Genomic DNA, 17,950 nt, shown 5'->3' with positions numbered 1-17,950 from the left:
CAGGCCGCCGGCTCCAGGGGAGCGGGCGGCAGGTCGCTGGATCAGACTTCGTCGGGGCTGCGCAGGTTGGTTACTGCAATGCGCTGCTCACGACGCAGGTCTTTCTGGGCTGGCATCTCGGCACGGTAAATACCTTGATCACCAACAACCCAGGAAAGCGGGCGTCGTTCTTGGCCGATCGACTCCTGCAGCAGCATCAAGCCTTGCAGGAAAGCCTCAGGGCGTGGCGGGCAGCCAGGCACATAGACGTCCACGGGGAGGAACTTGTCGACCCCCTGAACGACCGAGTAGATGTCGTACATGCCGCCGGAGTTGGCGCACGAACCCATGGAAATGACCCATTTCGGTTCGAGCATCTGCTCGTACAGGCGCTGAATGATCGGCGCCATTTTGACGAAGCAGGTACCGGCGATGACCATGAAGTCGGCCTGACGCGGCGAGGCCCGGATGACTTCGGCGCCGAAGCGGGCGATGTCGTGGGGTGCCGTGAAGGCCGTGGTCATTTCCACGTAGCAGCAGGACAGGCCGAAGTTGTACGGCCAGAGGGAGTTCTTGCGACCCCAGTTGACCGCGCCACGCAGCACATCTTCAAGCTTGCCCATGAAGATGTTCTTGTGGACCTGGTCCTCTAGCAGTTGATCGGTGACGGTTTCCCGTTCACCGACCGGGTACTGCTCGTTGGGCGCATCCGGATCGATTCTGGTGAGATTGTATTGCATGCCAAAGCCTCATTGTTTCAGCTTCGCTTGCCGCTTGCGGCGACCTTCGGGAGCCCAATCAAGTGCCCCGACGCGCCATAGGTAGACAAGACCAGCCAACAGAATTGCTATGAAAACGAGTGCTTCGACGAATCCGGTCCAGCCGCTTTCGCGGACGGACACAGACCATGCAAAGAGAAAGAGGGCTTCGATATCGAAGATCACGAACAGCATCGCGACCAGATAGAATTTGGCGGACAGGCGCAGGCGGGCGCTGCCGACGGGCAGCATGCCGGATTCGAAGGGTTCGTTCTTGGCGCGGCCCCAAGCCTTGCTACCGAGCAGGCTGGACAGGCCGAGCATGAAGGCGCACAGGCCGACGACACCCAGGAGGAAGATGGCAAAGCCCCAGTTGTGGGCGATGAGTCCTGCCGAATCGGACATGCTAGAGATCCTTATACAGAGACCCAGCTCTGCAGTCTGAAATAAGTGTAGAGCGGCGACTTGGTGTCGCACGTGCAGTGACCAAATGTCGCAGCTGAATCAATCGCGCTGATTTTATGGGTAAACCCGGTGCAAGTAAAATTTCTGTCGCAAATTTATTCGTAGGATTAAGTACAAAACCTGCGTGTAACTGGCTGAAAGCCTTGAGTTTCGGGCATTGCGTGCGTTTTTGTTAATTATGTTTCTTGCGACGGGTAACGAATTGCAAGTTTCGTAATGATAATTGATATCATTTGTCCTGATGCCTGATATTTCCCCCGTTCTGCGCCTTGTAAAGTTCATCTGGCGATTCCCTCTACTTGCAAATGCGAAAAACGCCTGTTCTAGCACCTCCCGACACCGCTCGCCCCGCTCTGGGTCAATACTTTATCGATTGAGCGATGACTGGCAGATGAAGTGATCGCCCACTGGCCGAGCCAGTAGGTGAGGATGATCAGGTACGGCGCGGCGGCGAACGGGCTGACGAAGCGGTCGATGCCGATCAGGCTGTCGGAGAGCACGAACAGGCAGGCACCGAGCGCGGCGAGCCCGCCACAGGCCAGGGCGCGCCAGAGCATGGCACTGATGGCCAGGGCATAGAGCGCGACCGGGATCAGTAGTGGGCCGAGGTCGTGGCTGGCCAGTATGCCGAGCAAAGTGATGCCTGTGGTGGCGCTCAGCAGCAGTGCGGGCCGGGCTGGGCGCAGTGTCTTGCTGCAATAGGCGCGCAGGTAGGCCAGGTGGGCACAAAGGAATGCGGCCAGGCCGAACACGAACAGGTCGGCGGGGATGGCCAGCAGAATGTCGCCGAGTACCGAGAATGCCAGGCCGAGGGTGATCCAGCGGCGATAAGGTGTGGCAGGAGCGCTGCGCAGCCAGGCGATCAGGGCCAGCACCGGGATCGGCTTGGCCAACAGGGCGAGCAGGGTGTGGTCGCTGGTCAGTGCATATATATAGAGGGCAGCGGCGGCCAGGGCGAGAATCATCAGGTGGCTTGGACGAAGCATGGGCAGTCCTTGCGGCTGTGCTGCCTCAAGCATAGACCTGATCCAGGGTTTTGCTTCCTTCTGTACCGGCCCTTTCGCGGGTAAACCCGCTCCCACAGGATCACCACAGTCATCAAGACTTACACAGGCCCTGTGGGAGCGGGTTTACCCGCGAATAGGTCGGTGCGGGTGCTGCCGAAGTGCGGCATAAAACAGATTTGTCCCCTTCCATGTAGGCCATTTCCCAAACATACTCTTGCCGCCTTTTTTCCGTTGCGGCTGCTGTGGCAGCGCTCTAGTCTCGGCGAGTCGTTGCACATCAACGACACGGCTTTGACAGGCCGGAATTGAAAGAAGGTGCACTCGCTTTGCCTCAATGGCAGCTGTGCGTGTGGGCACGTTCGCGTGCGCCGGTCTTTCTTTCCACCGGTCTGTCAACCCGCGCATAGCTGCCACCTAACCGTTTGACAGCGGGCGGATGGCAGCCAAACAGGAAAGAAAGGAGCGAGTCATGCTAAAAGTTGTCCCCGATCCACCCCACAACCCCCATTCCCTCGAAGACACCCTGATCCAGGCCACCGTGGTGCATCAGGCCTTCGGCATTGGTTCAGGCGCAGATGCACACAGGCCTCGGACTTTGCACTAAGGCTTGATTGATGTGTTGTCTGGGTGTGCCTCTTCGCGGGTAAACCCGCTCCCACAGGTTCATCACAAGCGCCAAGACTTGCACAGCACCTGTGGGAGCGGGTTTACCCGCGAAAGGGCCGGCCCAGGCAGTAGAGAATTTTCAGGGGAATGAACAATGACAACAGAAGACACCCAGTTCACCGTCGGCAAAACCACCTTCTACCAAGGTGAAAACGGCACCCACCCACTGTTCCGCATCGAGCCCGGCATTCCTTGTCGGGATGCCCGCGAGCAGTCCTCGGAGCTGATGGGCTATGTGCGCGAACTGACCATCACCGGCCTGATGGATGAGAAACCGATGATGATCTGGGCTGCCCATTACCTCAGCGCCATGGCCAAGGCGCTGATGGATGACGCAGAGCTGGGCATGAAGCATTGAGGTTGTTCCAGTCACAGGCTGCTATTTGAACCCATGCAAAAAGGCCCGGGGCTTTCGCAAGCCTCGGGCCTTTCTTCAGCAGCAATCCGCTATCAGTGGAACTGCTCTTCCTCAGTCGAACCAGTCAGTGCAGTCACCGACGAAGCCCCACCCTGAATAACAGTGGTCATGTCGTCGAAGTAGCCAGTGCCCACTTCCTGCTGGTGCGCCACGAAGGTGTAGCCTTTGTTGGCGTCAGCGAATTCCTGCTCCTGCAGCTTCACATAGGCGGTCATGTCGTTGCGGGCGTAGTCGTGCGCCAGGTTGAACATGCCGTGCCACATGTTGTGGATGCCGGCCAGGGTGATGAACTGGTGCTTGTAGCCCATGGCCGACAGCTCGCGCTGGAACTTGGCGATGGTGGCGTCGTCCAGGTTCTTCTTCCAGTTGAAGGACGGCGAGCAGTTGTACGACAGGATCTGGTCCGGGTACTCCTTCTTGATCGCTTCGGCGAAGCGGCGGGCTTCGTCCAGGTCCGGCTTGGCGGTTTCGCACCAGATCAGGTCGGCGTATGGCGCATAGGCCAGGCCGCGGGCGATGGCCTGGTCGAGGCCGGCGCGTACCTTGTAGAAGCCTTCACGGGTACGCTCGCCGATCACGAACGGCTGGTCGTACGGGTCGCAGTCGCTGGTCAGCAGGTCGGCGGCGTTGGCGTCGGTGCGGGCCAGGATGATGGTCGGAACGCCCGAAACGTCAGCGGCCAGGCGTGCGGCCACCAGCTTCTGTACAGCTTCCTGGGTCGGTACCAGTACCTTGCCACCCATGTGGCCGCATTTCTTGACCGAGGCCAGCTGGTCTTCGAAGTGCACGCCGGCGGCGCCTGCTTCGATCATGTTCTTCATCAGCTCGTAGGCGTTCAGTACGCCGCCGAAACCGGCTTCGGCGTCGGCCACGATTGGCGCGAAGTAGTCGATGTAGCCGTCGTCGCCCGGGTTCTTGCCGGCTTTCCACTGGATCTGGTCGGCGCGGCGGAAGGCGTTGTTGATGCGCTTGACCACGGTCGGTACCGAGTCGACCGGGTACAGCGACTGGTCAGGGTACATGGACTCGGCCGAGTTGTTGTCGGCGGCAACCTGCCAGCCGGACAGGTAGATGGCCTGGATGCCGGCCTTGACCTGCTGCACTGCCTGGCCGCCGGTCAGGGCGCCCATGCAGTTGACGAAATCTTTTTCTGGGCGGAAGGACGGGTGGGCACCTTCGGTGACCAGCTTCCACAGTTTTTCTGCACCCAGGCGCGCCAGAGTGTGCTCCGGCTGCAGGGAGCCACGCAGGCGAACGACATCAGCGGCGGTGTAGGTACGGGTCACGCCTTTCCAGCGCGGGTTCTCGGCCCAGTCTTTCTCGAGGGCTGCAATTTGCTGTTCGCGTGTCAGTGCCATGGAAATAAACCTCGTCGCATCGATCTTGGGGTAATTGTGCTGATGCTCGGAGCAGATCAGGAGCTGGCGGCTGTCCTGTTCGCAGGAGTGCGGCGGCGAACGCGAAGGCTCGAAGGGGAAGGGTTGGCAGGCCAGGCGAAAGGGTGCTCCGGCAGGTCGGCTCGTGGTTGCCTTGCTGCGGTGCTACGCGATTGCCAGTACTGCGGTGATGCGCTTCCGTCCCTCGGGACAACTTCTTCGTTGCAGTCGCAATCCCGTCGAACCGCCTTGTGGGCCGTATAGACACGAGACGCCTCCAGGGGTGGGAGGAGCACGCCTCGAAGGCCCTTGCCAGGGCCCCTGATTAGCGGGAGCGAGGCCATCATGCCCTTGGGAAAAAGACCCTGTCAAATGTTTTGTAGTGGTTTTTTCACTTACTACATCTTTGGTCTAATGCGACTTGGCAGTCAGTTTCAAGGCCTTTGGTCGAGGCCTTGAATTGCCTGGGATCAGTCGAGAAGGTCGACTTTGACACGTAAAGTCATGTTTTCACCGCGCTGGGTGCTGTAACTGAGGCTTGATGTGCTGCGATCGGCTTGGCTCTGCTGATTGTGCCCGGCCAGTGTGATCCATTCGCCGAGCTTGCCGGTGACCGTCGTGTCGGTACTTTGCACATTCACTACATCTGCACGTTCATGGCTGATGCGGTCATTATTAGTGCTTATTTGCAGACGAACCGTATCGCCACTCAGGCTTGGAGTGACGTAGAAACCCTGGGTCACGTTGCGGTATTCGGTGTTGCTCTGGATGCGCCCGTAGCCGTCGGTGCTGGTGCTGGTGATCGGGATGCTCTGGCCAACCTGGATCAGCGCCGGCTGGCCTTCGCTGGCCTGGATCTGCTGCATGCCGCCGTCACGGTTGCTGGTGCCGTAGTGGATGACACGTGCGTTGCCACGGTTGTCCTGGAAGTTGCTGTCGTTGTTGTCGACGCTGATCAGCAGGCGCTTGGGTGCGGTGTCCAGCTGTTGCAGCAAGGTGCGCAGGTCTTCGATGCGCTCGGCGCTGGCGTTGACGATCAGCTTGTTCTCGAAGGCGCTGACCGTGCCGTCCTTGCCGATGAACGCCTGGGCGGCGGGCAGCAGTTCGGCGCTGCTGCGGTGTTGTAGCGGTACGACCTCGGTGGCGGCCTGGGCGGTAAGGCTGGCGACCAGCAGCAGGGAGGCGAGAAGGGGGCGTAGCGGCATGTCCATGATCTCCGCAGGTGGAATGTTCATGATGGCAAATTTGCCTGGCTTCTGCTGGTTTCACGTTATAGAACCCCTTGAGCGGTGGCCGCTGTCAGACAAATTCCGTAACATCGCGCCCCTTGTTTTTGTACCGTCCGCCCGGACCGCCTCACAGGATGCTCATGAAACCCGCCCGACTCCGCGCCGACCTGCTCGCCGGCCTGACCACCTCGTTCGCCCTGGTGCCCGAGTGCATCGCCTTTGCGTTGGTGGCTCACCTGAACCCGCTGATGGGTCTGTATGGCGCCTTCATCATCTGCACCCTGACGGCGCTGTTCGGTGGCCGGCCGGGGATGATTTCCGGCGCTGCCGGCTCGATGGCGGTGGTGATCGTCGCGCTGGTGGTGCAGCACGGTGTGCAGTACCTGCTGGCGACGGTGCTGCTGGGCGGCATGGTGATGATCCTGTTCGGCTTGCTGCGCCTGGGCAAGCTGGTGCGGTTGGTGCCGTACCCGGTAATGCTCGGCTTCGTCAACGGCCTGGCAATCGTTATCGCCCTGGCCCAGCTGGAGCATTTCAAGCAGGGTGAGCACTGGCTCAGCGGTGCGCCGCTGTACCTGATGGTTGGCCTGGTGGCGCTGACCATGCTGGTGGTTTATGTGTTGCCGAAACTGACCCGTGCGGTGCCGCCGGCGTTGGTGGCGATCCTCAGCGTTGGTGTGCTGGTGTACCTGCTGGGCCTGCCCACTCGCACCCTGGGCGATATGGCGAACATCGCCGGTGGCCTGCCACACCTGGCGCTGCCGGACGTTCCGTGGAATCTTGAAACCCTGAAGATCATCGTCCCTTACGCGGTGCTGATGGCCATGGTCGGCCTGCTGGAAACCCTGCTTACGCTCAACCTGACCGATGAAATCACCGAAAGCCGTGGCTACCCGGACCGCGAGTCCGTAGCACTGGGCGCGGCCAATATGGTTTCCGGCCTGTGCGGTGGCATGGGTGGTTGCGCGATGATCGGCCAGACGGTGATCAACCTCAGTTCCAATGGCCGTGGCCGGCTGTCGGGCGTGGTGGCCGGAGTGATGGTCCTGCTGTTCGTGTTGTTCCTTTCGCCGCTGATCGAGCGTATTCCGCTCGCGGCACTGGTCGGGGTGATGTTCGTGGTGGCGCAGCAGACCTTTGCCTGGGCGTCGTTGCGTGTGCTGCACAAGGTGCCGCTGAGCGATGTGCTGGCGATCATTGCCGTGACCGTGGTAACGGTGCTTACCGACTTGGCAGTGGCGGTGTTGTTCGGTGTCGTCATCGCGGCGGTGAACTTTGCCTGGCAGCATGCGCGCGAGCTGTATGCCGACAGCCATGAGGACGGGGAAGGGGGCAAGCGTTATCAGGTGCATGGCACGCTGTTCTTTGCCTCGACCACGCCGTTCCTGAATCAGTTCGACCCGGCTAACGACCCGGCCAAGGTGACCCTGGATTGCCAGCATTTGAGCTTTGTCGATTATTCGGCGATTGCCGCGTTGAAGACCTTGCGGGAGCGGTATGCCAGGGCGGGCAAGCAGTTGCGGGTGGTGCATCTGTCGGAGCGCTGCAAGAAATTGCTGAAGCGGGCTGGTGAGCAGCACTGAGAGTGGTTGTTGCCTGTACCGGCTTCTTCGCGGCTAAAGCCGCTCCCACAGGGGTTATGCATTCCCTGTGGGAGCGGCTTTAGCCGCGAAGAGGCCGGTACAGGCGAATGAACTATTCCCCGCGGTTCTTCTTGACGATGGCGTCGGCAATACTCGCCGGCGCCTCGGCATAGCGGGTGAACTCCATCGAGAAGCTGGCCCGGCCCTGGGTCATCGAGCGCATCGAGGTGGCGTAGCCGAACATCTCGCCCAGCGGCACCTCGGCACGGATCACCTTGCCGGCCGGCGTTTCGTCGCCATCCTGGATCATCCCGCGGCGCCGGCTCAGGTCACCGAGGATGTCACCCTGGTACTCCTCCGGGGTCACCACTTCCACCTTCATCACCGGCTCCAGCAACACCGCTCCACCTTTCTGCGATAGCTGCTTGGTGGCCATCGAGGCGGCGATCTTGTAGGCCATTTCATTGGAGTCGACATCGTGGTACGAGCCGTCGTACACCGCCGCCTTCAGGTTGATCAGTGGGTAGCCGGCGAGCACGCCGTTCTTCATCTGCTCCTCGATGCCCTTCTGGATCGCCGGGATGTACTCGCGCGGTACCACGCCGCCGACGATTTCGTTGATGAACTCCAGGCCTTCCTTGCCCTCGTCGCCGGGGGCGAAGCGGATCCAGCAGTGGCCGTACTGGCCTCGGCCGCCGGACTGGCGGACGAAGCGGCCCTCGATTTCGCAGGTGTTGCGGATTTTCTCGCGGTAGGCCACCTGTGGCTTGCCGATGTTGGCCTCGACGTTGAACTCGCGGCGCATGCGGTCGACGATGATGTCCAGGTGCAACTCGCCCATGCCCGAGATGATGGTCTGGCCAGTCTCTTCGTCGGTGCGCACACGGAATGACGGGTCTTCCTGGGCCAGCTTGCCCAGGGCGATGCCCATCTTTTCCTGGTCGGCCTTGGTCTTTGGCTCCACTGCCACGGAAATGACCGGGTCGGGGAAGTCCATGCGTTCGAGGATGATCGGCTTGTCCATGTCGCACAGGGTGTCGCCGGTGGTCACGTCCTTCATGCCGATCAGCGCGGCGATGTCGCCGGCACACACGTCCTTGATTTCGGCGCGCTGGTTGGCGTGCATCTGCACCATGCGGCCGATACGTTCCTTCTTGCCCTTGACCGAGTTGAGCACCGCGTTGCCGGAGCTGAGCACGCCGGAATAGACCCGGGCGAAGGTCAGGGTGCCGACGAACGGGTCGGTGGCGATCTTGAACGCCAGGGCCGAGAACGGCTCGCTGTCGTCGGCGTGGCGCTCCAGGTGCTTCTCTTCGTCATCCGGGTCGGTGCCCTTGATGGCCGGGATTTCCGAAGGCGCGGGCAGGTAGTCGATGACCGCGTCGAGCATCAGCGGCACGCCCTTGTTCTTGAACGACGAGCCGAGGATGGTCGGCACGATCTCGTTGTTCAGGGTGCGTTTGCGCAGGCCGGCCTTGATCTCTTCGGTGCTTAACGCTTCGCCTTCGAGAAACTTGGTGAGCAGTTCGTCATCGGCCTCGGCTGCTGCCTCGACCATGTGCGCGCGCCATTCGTCGGCCAGCGCCTGCAGCTCGGCGGGGATGTCTTCTTCGCGGTAGCTGGTGCCCTGATCCGCGTCGTTCCAGTAGATGGCCTTCATCTTCACCAGGTCGATCTGGCCGACGAAGTTTTCTTCGCTGCCGATGGCCAGCTGGATGGGTACCGGGTGGTGGCCCAGGCGTTGGTCAATCTGCCTGACCACGCGCAGGAAATCGGCGCCCTGGCGGTCCATCTTGTTGATGTAGGCCAGGCGTGGCACATGGTACTTGTTGGCCTGGCGCCAAACGGTCTCGGACTGTGGTTCGACCCCGTCCGCGCCACTGAACACCACCACCGCGCCATCGAGCACGCGCAGCGAGCGCTCCACCTCGATGGTGAAGTCGACGTGGCCGGGGGTGTCGATGATGTTGAAGCGATACTTGTGGGCGAACTGCTTGGTCGAGCCCTGCCAGAAAGCGGTGGTCGCCGCCGAGGTGATGGTGATGCCGCGTTCCTGCTCCTGGGCCATCCAGTCCATGGTCGCGGCACCATCGTGCACTTCGCCCATCTTGTGGTTGACCCCGGTGTAGAACAGGATCCGCTCGGTGGTCGTGGTCTTGCCGGCGTCCACGTGGGCGACGATGCCGATATTGCGGTACAGCTCGATGGGCGTTGTACGGGCCATGGCGGACTACCTGTGGATGAGCGGATTCTCCCACGGTAGCAGACCGGGAGAATCCTGCCCTGCCGCCGGGCCGTCAGTCGGCCTGGGCTTGCAGCATCCACTGGCCGTCCACTTCGCGGGCCAGGCCGCTGGCGGGCAGCAGGGCCAGCAGGCGCGTGTGCAGGGCGGCTTCGGTGAAGGTCTTGAGGGTGGTCAGGTCCAGTGCACCCACCAGGTTGAGATCGGCCTTGGTGTACGACAGCCAGGCTTTTTTCAGGGCCTGGGCGACGTCGCTGCCGGAGGTGCTGGCGAAGCGGCGGTGCCATTGGCGGCCGTCGAAGGTGAAGGTGTGGGCGTGGCTGTAGGTGCCTTGGTCGCCACCTTCGGTGCAGCGGTGGCAACGGCACGGGCCTTCGCCGAAGGCGTTGCGCAGGTAGCTGTTGAAGTCCACCACGGGCTTGAGGGACAGGCGTTTGTCGACTTCGAACAGGTCGGCGATCAGGGGTTCTTCGGCGCTCACTCGGGATCCTCGTGTGGTGTGGCTTGCATCGGCGGGCACCCTAACAGATCGGGACTTTCAGATCACCTTTTGCAGGCCCGGCCTCTTCGCGGGCTTGCCCGCTCCCACAGGTGCTGTGTACAACCTGAGCAACATGCGATCCCTGTGGGAGCGGGCGTGCCCGCGAAGAGGCCGGTAGAGACAATAGAGATCACCTGCCGTACTCTACGCGCCCATATGCCTACACACCCACAGAGGTAACCCCGCTTGAGCACCAAGTACCCGTACATCGCCACCATCACCGTCAGCGCCGAAGACCGTGGCGGCGACACCGAGGCCTCGGAAAACCCCAACATGCGCGTTGGCCTGGAGGCGGTGACCGAAACCCTGAAAAAGGTGCATTTCGTCGGTACGCTCGCGGCCCCTGAAAAGAACGCCACGCACATCTGCGTGACCCTGGAAAACGGCCTGACCTACTACGGCCCGATCGTCAACGGCCACGCTGAACTCGAAGGCGGCTGGATTGCCTTCGAGTCCGACATGCTCACTCCCGCAGAACTGGGCTTGTAAGTATCAGTTCAGCTCGGCCAGGCACTGCTCGAGGATATCCAGACCTTCTTCGAGCACTTCGGCCTCGATGGTCAGCGGTGCCAGCAGGCGGATGATGTGCCGTGCCTTGCCGCTGGGCATCAGCAACAGGCCCTTGGTTCGTGCCGCATCCATCACCTTGGCCAGTTGCGCCGGTGCAGGGCTGCCGTCGGCATTGACGAACTCGATTCCGCGCATGGCGCCGACGCCGGTCAGGCGGCCGATGAACGGGCTCAGCCCCGAAGCCTTCCAACGCTCGACGCGGCGCACGATTGCCTGCTCCTGGCGCTCACCCCAGGTAGCGACGTTTTCGTCGGTCATCTGCGCCAGGCTGGCCAGGGCCGCCGCGCAGGCGATCGGGTTGCCCGAATAGGTGCCACCCAGGCCGCCTTTGGGCAGCGCTGCCATCAGTTCCTTGCGCCCGACCACCGCACCCAGCGGCATGCCGCCAGCAATACTCTTGGCCAACAGCAGCAGGTCGGGCTCAAGCCCTAAGCGCGGGAAGGCGAAGCGCTGGCCGGTGCGACCGAAGCCGGACTGGATTTCGTCGATGATGATCAGGATGCCGCGCTCGTCGCAGAAGCGGCGCAAGGCCTGGGCGAAGCCTGGGTCAAGGGCGAGGAAGCCGCCTTCGCCCTGCACCGGCTCGAAGATGAACGCCGCCACGTCCTCCACTGCCAGCTCGACGCTGAACAGGCGGTCCATGGCCTTGAGGGCCTGTTCGCAGGTAACCCCGGTGTCGGCGCTGGGGTAGGGCAGGTGGTACACCGGCCCCGGCAGTTCACCGACCCGCTGCTTGTACGGGGCGACCTTGCCGTTGAGGTTCAGGGTGGCCAGGGTGCGACCGTGGAAGCCGCCGTCGAAGGCGATGATGGCGCGTTTGCCGGTGGCAGCGCGGGCCACTTTCAGGGCGTTTTCCGCGGCTTCCGCGCCGCTGTTGGTGAGCATGCCGGCCAAGGGGTAGCTCACCGGCACGAATTGGCTCAGTTGCTCCATCAGCGCCAGGTATGGCCCGTGGGGGGCTGCGTTGAAGGCGTAGTGGGTCAGGCGAGTGGCCTGGGCCTGGATCGCCTCGACCACGGCCGGGTTGCAGTGGCCCAGGTTGAGTACGCCGATACCGCCGACGAAGTCGATGTAACGTTTGCCGTCGGTATCCCAGACTTCGGCATTACGGCCATGGGAAAGTGTGATCGGGTGAACGATGGCAATGGATTGGCTGATACTTTCCTGGTTCATGGGCACGCGGACCTTTGTTCGAATTTCTTATTATCCAAGCGTGTTGGCGGGTTATTCCGCAAACGAATTATTCGATTGCGGTCATTCCCTGGATTCGTGATCTCGCCATTTTTTGTTGCCTGTGCCGGCCTCTTCGCGGGCTTGCCCGCTCCCACAGGTACTGCACAGTGGTCGAACCTGCAGCGATCCTGTGGGAGCGGGCAAGCCCGCGAAGAGGCCGGTGCAGGCAGCATCAATCCCCCTCGGCCACCCGCTCCCGAATCCACTGCACGAAGGCCCTGACCTTGGGCACTTCGGCCGCATGCTCGGCATGGGCGATGAAGTGCCGGCCATTGCTCGCCACCGGGTGGTCCCAGGCCACCACCAGCTTGCCCTCGCTCAGTTCTTCGGCCACCAGGTAGCGCGGAATCAGGGCGATGCCGCAGCCGGCAATGGCCGCGCGGATGCACAGGTAGAACGTGTCGAAGCGTGGCCCGTGGTAGCTGTTCTGGCTATGCAACCCCAGCCCCAGGAACCATTCGTGCCAAGCCTCCGGGCGTGACACGCACTGCAACAGACGGTGTTCGGTCAGCGCCTGGGCGCTGTCGAAACGGTGGTTGGCCAGCAGCTGCGGGCTGCACACCGGCACCACTTCTTCGCTGAACAACTCGATGCAGGTTGCCCCGGGCCAGGTGCCCTGGCCGAAGAAAAACGCAATGTCGGCCTTGGCCTGCACCAGGTCGAACGGCTCCAGTTCGTTGCGGATATCCAGGTGAATGCGCGGGTAGCGGTCGCCAAAACCCTTCAGTCGGGGCACCAGCCAGCGCGCGCCGAAGGTGGGCTGGGTGGCGATGCGCAGCACTTCGGTCTCGTCGCCGTAGCTGAGGATGTAGCGGCTGGAAATGTCGATCTGGGTGAGGATCTTGTTCACTTCGGTGAGGTACAGCGCGCCGGCCGGTGTCAGGTGCAGGCGCCGACGAATGCGCTGGAACAGCGAGTGCGACAGCATGTCCTCGAGCTGCGCCACCTGCTTGCTGACGGCGCTCTGGGTCAGGTGCAGTTCCTGGGCCGCGCGGGTGAAGCTGAGGTGGCGGGCGGCCGCTTCGAAGCACTGAAGGGCGGTGGTCGAAGGCATCAGGCGTTTGGACATGACGGGCAAATACCGAGCAAAAAAGGAAGGAGTTCATTCCGTAACGGAATCATGTGTTTCGAAAAGGTCGTTTGTTGACCCCGGCCTATAGATTAATACTGACCTGGATCAATGATTACAACCGGTCGTGCGAAGAGGAGGTCAGTACCCGCTTCCGGCATCTGCAAAACAACAAAAATGAACATCAGAAATTTATAAGAATTCTGCTCCAGTCTTCAGCCGCTCCGCTGCGGCCGACCCATTCGAGGGTTCTTCATGGCTTCGCTACACAACAACAAACAGCGCTCCCTGCAGCACGGCCTGACGTCCCGTCAGGTCTCCATGATCTCCATCGCCGGCATCATCGGCGCCGGCCTGTTCATCGGTTCCTCCAACGCCATTGCCACCGCCGGCCCGGCCATCCTCATCTCCTACGCCATGACCGGCCTGCTGGTCTTGCTGGTGATGCGCATGCTAGGCGAAATGGCCATCGCCAACCCCAACAGCGGCTCGTTTTCCACCTATGCCTCCGAAGCCATCGGCCCTTGGGCGGGCTTTACCATCGGCTGGCTGTACTGGTGGTTCTGGGTACTGATCATTCCGGTCGAGGCCATTGCCGGCGCCGATATCCTGCATGCCTACTTCCCCGGTGTGCCGTCGTGGCTGTTCGCCTTCCTGATCATGCTGGTGCTGTCGGCTACCAACCTGATCAGCGTGAAGAACTTCGGGGCCTTCGAGTACTGGTTCGCGCTGGTCAAGGTGGTGGCGATCATCGCCTTCATCGTGGTCTGCAGCCTGGCGGTGTTCGGCGTCTGGCCGCTGGCCGAGGTGTCCGGGGTGAGCCGTCTGTGGGACAACGGCGGCTTCATGCCCAACGGTTTCGGCACCGTGCTCGGTGGCGTGCTGATCACCATCTTCTCGTTCTTTGGTGCCGAAATCGTCACCATTGCCGCTGACGAAACCGCCAACCCGAAAGACAAGATCCGCCGCGCCACCAACCTGGTGGTGTACCGCATCGCCATCTTCTACCTGGCGTCGATCTTCCTGGTGGTGTCGCTGGTGGCCTGGAACGACCCGGAGCTTAAGGCGGTGGGTTCGTTCCAGCGCGTACTGGAAGTGCTGAACGTGCCGGGTGCCAAGCTGCTGGTGGATATCGTGGTGCTGGTGGCCGTGACCAGCTGCATGAACTCGGGGCTGTACACCGCGTCGCGCATGCTCTATTCGCTGGGCGCCCGTGGCCAGGCGCTGAGCGTGACCAAGCGCATTTCCGGTTCTGGCGTACCGACTGTGGCGGTCATCTTCTCGACCTTGGCCGGCTTTGCCGGGTGCTTCGTCAACTATGTGTTCCCGGGCAAGGTGTTCGGCTTCCTGCTGTCCACTACGGGCGCCATCGCCTTGCTGGTGTACCTGGTGATTGCCGTGTCGCAGCTGCGCATGCGGGCCCGTGCCGAGCGTGAAGGGCGGCCGCTGGAGTTGAAGATGTGGCTGTTCCCGTGGCTGACCTGGCTGGTGATCGGCACCATCGTCATGGTGCTGGGCTACATGCTGTTCAGCGATGCCTACCGCTACGAGACGCTGATGACTGCCGGGGTGACTGCATTCATCCTGCTGGTATCGCTGACCCAGCGGGGCGCCAAGGTGGTTGCCCAGACGGCCTGATGATTCTGCTTTAATGGGGGCGTTGCGCGCCCCCATTCGAACAAGCACAGGAAGCGTATGAACGACCACTCACTTTCTCTACAGGCACTCGCTGCACCCGACGGCACTTGCTACGGCTGCGGTTGCTCCCACCCCAGCGGCCTGCACCTGCAAAGCCACTGGGACGCCGACGGCATCCACCTGTTGTGCCGGCACGTGCCCGACAGCACCTTCACCGGCTGGCCCGGCCTGGTTTACGGCGGCCTGCTGGCGATGCTGGTCGACTGCCACTCCAACTGGACGGCGATGGCCTACCACTACCGTAACGAAGGCCGCGAGCCGGGTAGCCTGCCGCGTATCGACTGCGTTACCGGCACGCTCAACCTGACCTACCTGAAACCCACGCCGATGGGCGTCGAGCTGTTGCTCAAGGCGCGTGTGGAAGGCGAAGTAGGGCGCAAGAGCCGGGTGATCTGCGAAGTCTGGGCCGATGATGTGCTGACCGTGACCGCCGACTCGGTGTTCGTCCGTGTCGATACCGAAAAGCTCAAGCTCAAGGCTCATGGCCAAGCCTGACTGCCCGTGCTGACAAGTGGTCGGTGATGGTCAGCGGCCGGGGATGTCTCTAGAGTGAGAGGTTCACTCCCCCAGGCAAGGTTGATCATGACCGATCTCAGTGCGTTCCCTATTACCCGCAAGTGGCCCGCCAGGCACCCCGAGCGCCTGCAGCTGTATTCACTGCCGACGCCCAATGGCGTCAAGGTGTCGATCATGCTCGAAGAGATCGGCCTGGCCTATGAGCCGCACAAGGTCAGCTTCGACAACGATGACCAGCTGAGCCCCGAATTCATCTCGCTCAGCGCCAACAACAAGATCCCCGCCATCCTCGACCCCAATGGCCCGGGCGGCCAGCCGCTGCCGCTGTTCGAGTCTGGGGCCATCCTGCAGTACCTGGCGGAGAAGAGCGGCCAGTTGCTGAGCCAGGATCCGCCCCAGCGTTACCAGACTCTGCAGTGGCTGATGTTCCAGATGGGCGGCATCGGGCCGATGTTCGGCCAGGTGGGCTTCTTCCATTTCTTTGCTGGCAAGGAATACGAGGACAAACGCCCGCGGGACCGTTATGCCAACGAGTCCAAGCGCCTGCTCGGTGTGCTGGACCGGCATCTGAAAGGCCGGGAATGGATGGTTGACGAGTACAGCATTGCCGATATCGCGATCTTCCCGTGGGTGCGTAACCTGGTGGAGCGTTACAACGCCCGAGACTTGGTCGGCTTCGATCAGTTCAAGGAAGTGCAGCGGGTGCTGGCGGCGTTTCTCGAGCGGCCGGCGGTGCAGCGTGGTCTGAAAATCCCGGCTTGAACAGTTGGCACTTATCCTGGGGGGGCGGGCGTGTCGAGGCGTCGAACCGCAGCGAAGCCGGCACCGCGGTGCATGGCACCGGCTTTGCCGGTGTTCGCGGGCATGCCCGCTCCCACAGGGATGGAGTACAGATTCAGAAAATGTGGTGCAGTAGCCAGTACAGGCTGCCGGCCAACAGCATCGCTGCCGGCAAGGTCAGCACCCAGGCCATCAGCAGGTTGATCAGCGTGCGCTTCTGAATCCCCGACCCGTTGGCCACCATGGTCCCGGCCACCCCGGAGCTCAACACGTGAGTGGTCGACACCGGCAACCCGAACATGTCCGCCGCACCAATGGTGCACATTGCCACCACCTCGGCCGACGCACCCTGGGCATAGCTGAGATGGGTCTTGCCGATCTTCTCGCCTACCGTCACCACGATGCGCCGCCAGCCGACCATGGTCCCCAGCCCCAGTGCGATGGCCACGGCCACTTTCACCCACAGCGGGATGTAGCGGGTGGCGTCGTCCAGCTGGGTCTTGAGCAGCAGCACATGGCTGCGTGTGTCGGCATCGAACACCACCAGCTGGTTCTTCTCGATCAGGCGGATGGCTTCGCTGGTCAGGTACATGTCGTTGCGCACGTTGGCCATGGCCTCGGCCGGTACGCGCTTGAGCGAGCCATAACCTTTGACCTCTTCGCCGATCATGCCGGTCAGCGCCGCCAGCGCCGGTACCAGTTGCGGGCTCGCCTTGGGTTCGGCAATGAACGTGGTCAGCACCTGGCGCGGGTCGGCCGGCGCCGCTTGCGGGTCGTTGCGCACCAGTGCCTGGCGGGTTACCTCGGCGACGGCGGAAAACTGCAGGGCCTGCTCATTGGGCATGGTCTTGTTCAGTGCGTAAGCCATCGGCAGGGTGCCGACCAGAATCAGCATGATCAGGCCCATGCCTTTCTGGCCGTCGTTGGAACCGTGGGCAAAGGACACTCCGGTGCAGGTCAGGATCAGCACGCCGCGGATCCACCACGGTGGTGGTGTCTGGCCTTCCGGCGCCTGGTACAGCGCCTTGCGCTTGACCAGCGCGCGCAGGGCCAGCAGCAACAGGGCAGCGCAGGCAAAGCCGATCAGTGGCGAGAACAGCAGGGCATAACCGACCTTGCTGGCCTGGGCCCAGTCCACGCCACTGGTACCGTCGCGTCCGTGCATCAGCGCGTTGGCCACGCCCACACCGATGATCGAACCGATCAGGGTGTGCGAGGAGGATGCCGGCAGGCCCAGCCACCAGGTGCCTAGGTTCCAGATGATCGCCGCCAGCAGCAGGGCGAAGACCATGGCGAAGCCGGCCGAGGAGCCGACCTGCAGAATCAGCTCCACCGGCAGCAGGGCGATGATGCCGAACGCTACCGCGCCGCTGGAAAGCAGCACGCCGAGGAAGTTGCACAGCCCGGACCACACCACGGCGACCGGTGCCGGCAACGAGTGGGTGTAGATCACGGTGGCCACTGCGTTGGCAGTGTCATGGAAGCCATTGACGAACTCGAAGCCCAGGGCAATCAGCAATGCCAGGCCCAGCAGCAGGAATGGCGTGACCGTGGTGATTACCGTGCCGCTGGCCGTCACATCCTGCTTCAGGCTCCAGGCGGTGTAGGCAATGCCGGCCAGCAGCAGGCCGAAGAACAACACCAGGGTGGCACGCCCCGGCTTGTGGGCAAGCTGCGGGCGGGAGTCGCGTTGGGCCAGTTGCGGCTGGCTGGCCAGTGACGGGGTTGCCATGGGGGCTCCGGTTGGCGTGGGGCGAAGGTGCCGAAGGCCTTGAGCATAGAAACAATTCGTAACCCGGCCGTGACCTCGATCAATGATT

16 protein-coding genes are annotated in these 17,950 nt (G+C 62.2%); 6 read left to right on the top strand and 10 right to left on the bottom strand.

All coding sequences use genetic code 11. The features are described from left to right. Positions 1-41: 41 nt before the first annotated feature. The 3 genes from A4C63_RS10870 to A4C63_RS10860 form a co-directional block, all read right to left on the bottom strand. Entirely contained in the window at positions 42-719 is a 678-nt protein-coding gene (locus A4C63_RS10870; protein ID WP_003251429.1) for an NADH-quinone oxidoreductase subunit B family protein, read from the bottom strand. Positions 720-728: 9 nt separating this feature from the next. Beyond that, a complete protein-coding gene (locus A4C63_RS10865) occupies positions 729-1,142 on the bottom strand; it encodes an NADH-quinone oxidoreductase subunit A (RefSeq protein ID WP_003251427.1) in 414 nt (137 codons plus the stop codon). Between the two features lie 383 nt (positions 1,143-1,525). Then, entirely contained in the window at positions 1,526-2,188 is a 663-nt protein-coding gene (locus A4C63_RS10860) for a lysoplasmalogenase (RefSeq protein ID WP_063912668.1), read from the bottom strand. Between the two features lie 781 nt (positions 2,189-2,969). On the opposite strand from A4C63_RS10860, the gene A4C63_RS10855 reads away from it, so the two are divergent. After that, on the top strand, positions 2,970-3,233 hold the full coding sequence (locus A4C63_RS10855) for a DUF3077 domain-containing protein (protein WP_023660664.1): 264 nt from the start codon (positions 2,970-2,972) through the stop codon (positions 3,231-3,233). A 92-nt stretch (positions 3,234-3,325) separates the two neighbouring features. Here the strand turns inward: A4C63_RS10855 and aceA are convergent, their stop codons facing one another. Together aceA and A4C63_RS10845 are read right to left on the bottom strand one after the other, a co-directional pair. Further along, positions 3,326-4,651 carry an isocitrate lyase gene (gene aceA / locus A4C63_RS10850; protein WP_013973380.1) on the bottom strand — a complete coding sequence of 442 codons (1,326 nt, stop codon included), beginning with the start codon at positions 4,649-4,651 and terminating at the stop codon, positions 3,326-3,328. Between the two features lie 488 nt (positions 4,652-5,139). After that, a complete protein-coding gene (locus A4C63_RS10845; RefSeq protein WP_172827511.1) occupies positions 5,140-5,904 on the bottom strand; it encodes a secretin N-terminal domain-containing protein in 765 nt (254 codons plus the stop codon). A 134-nt stretch (positions 5,905-6,038) separates the two neighbouring features. On the opposite strand from A4C63_RS10845, the gene A4C63_RS10840 reads away from it, so the two are divergent. Further along, positions 6,039-7,481, top strand: a complete 1,443-nt coding sequence (locus tag A4C63_RS10840; RefSeq protein WP_063912667.1) for a SulP family inorganic anion transporter — start codon at positions 6,039-6,041, stop codon at positions 7,479-7,481. A gap of 112 nt (positions 7,482-7,593) precedes the next feature. Here A4C63_RS10840 and fusA read toward each other — a convergent pair whose 3' ends face one another. Further along, the gene (fusA, locus tag A4C63_RS10835) at positions 7,594-9,705 is read right to left on the bottom strand and encodes an elongation factor G (RefSeq protein ID WP_063912666.1); all 2,112 of its coding nucleotides are present in this window, start codon (positions 9,703-9,705) and stop codon (positions 7,594-7,596) included. Between the two features lie 73 nt (positions 9,706-9,778). Continuing rightward, entirely contained in the window at positions 9,779-10,204 is a 426-nt protein-coding gene (locus tag A4C63_RS10830; protein ID WP_063912665.1) for a hypothetical protein, read from the bottom strand. 246 nt (positions 10,205-10,450) lie between these two features. Between A4C63_RS10830 and A4C63_RS10825 the strand changes: the two genes are divergently transcribed. Then, positions 10,451-10,753 (top strand): hypothetical protein, encoded by a 303-nt coding sequence (locus tag A4C63_RS10825; RefSeq protein WP_063912664.1) that lies wholly within the window; start codon positions 10,451-10,453, stop codon positions 10,751-10,753. A 3-nt stretch (positions 10,754-10,756) separates the two neighbouring features. On the opposite strand, the gene A4C63_RS10820 is transcribed toward A4C63_RS10825, so the two are convergent. Together A4C63_RS10820 and gcvA are read right to left on the bottom strand one after the other, a co-directional pair. After that, positions 10,757-12,007 carry an aspartate aminotransferase family protein gene (locus A4C63_RS10820; RefSeq protein WP_063912663.1) on the bottom strand — a complete coding sequence of 417 codons (1,251 nt, stop codon included), beginning with the start codon at positions 12,005-12,007 and terminating at the stop codon, positions 10,757-10,759. A 232-nt stretch (positions 12,008-12,239) separates the two neighbouring features. Then, the gene (gcvA, locus tag A4C63_RS10815; RefSeq protein WP_015271044.1) at positions 12,240-13,136 is read right to left on the bottom strand and encodes a transcriptional regulator GcvA; all 897 of its coding nucleotides are present in this window, start codon (positions 13,134-13,136) and stop codon (positions 12,240-12,242) included. Between the two features lie 255 nt (positions 13,137-13,391). Between gcvA and A4C63_RS10810 the strand changes: the two genes are divergently transcribed. The 3 genes from A4C63_RS10810 to A4C63_RS10800 all read left to right on the top strand — a co-directional run bounded on the left by A4C63_RS10810 (position 13,392) and on the right by A4C63_RS10800 (position 16,112). Then, a complete protein-coding gene (locus tag A4C63_RS10810; protein WP_063912662.1) occupies positions 13,392-14,774 on the top strand; it encodes an amino acid permease in 1,383 nt (460 codons plus the stop codon). A gap of 57 nt (positions 14,775-14,831) precedes the next feature. Continuing rightward, entirely contained in the window at positions 14,832-15,329 is a 498-nt protein-coding gene (locus tag A4C63_RS10805) for a PaaI family thioesterase (protein ID WP_063912661.1), read from the top strand. Between the two features lie 87 nt (positions 15,330-15,416). After that, a complete protein-coding gene (locus A4C63_RS10800; RefSeq protein ID WP_063912660.1) occupies positions 15,417-16,112 on the top strand; it encodes a glutathione S-transferase N-terminal domain-containing protein in 696 nt (231 codons plus the stop codon). 133 nt (positions 16,113-16,245) lie between these two features. Here A4C63_RS10800 and A4C63_RS10795 read toward each other — a convergent pair whose 3' ends face one another. Continuing rightward, positions 16,246-17,862 carry an inorganic phosphate transporter gene (locus A4C63_RS10795; protein WP_063912659.1) on the bottom strand — a complete coding sequence of 539 codons (1,617 nt, stop codon included), beginning with the start codon at positions 17,860-17,862 and terminating at the stop codon, positions 16,246-16,248. Between the last annotated feature and the right edge of the window lie 88 nt (positions 17,863-17,950).

The sequence above is a fragment of the Pseudomonas sp. p21 genome (assembly GCF_001642705.1).
In the GTDB taxonomy this organism is placed as follows: Bacteria; Pseudomonadota; Gammaproteobacteria; order Pseudomonadales; family Pseudomonadaceae; genus Aquipseudomonas.
This window is presented reverse-complemented; position numbering and strand designations above follow the sequence as displayed.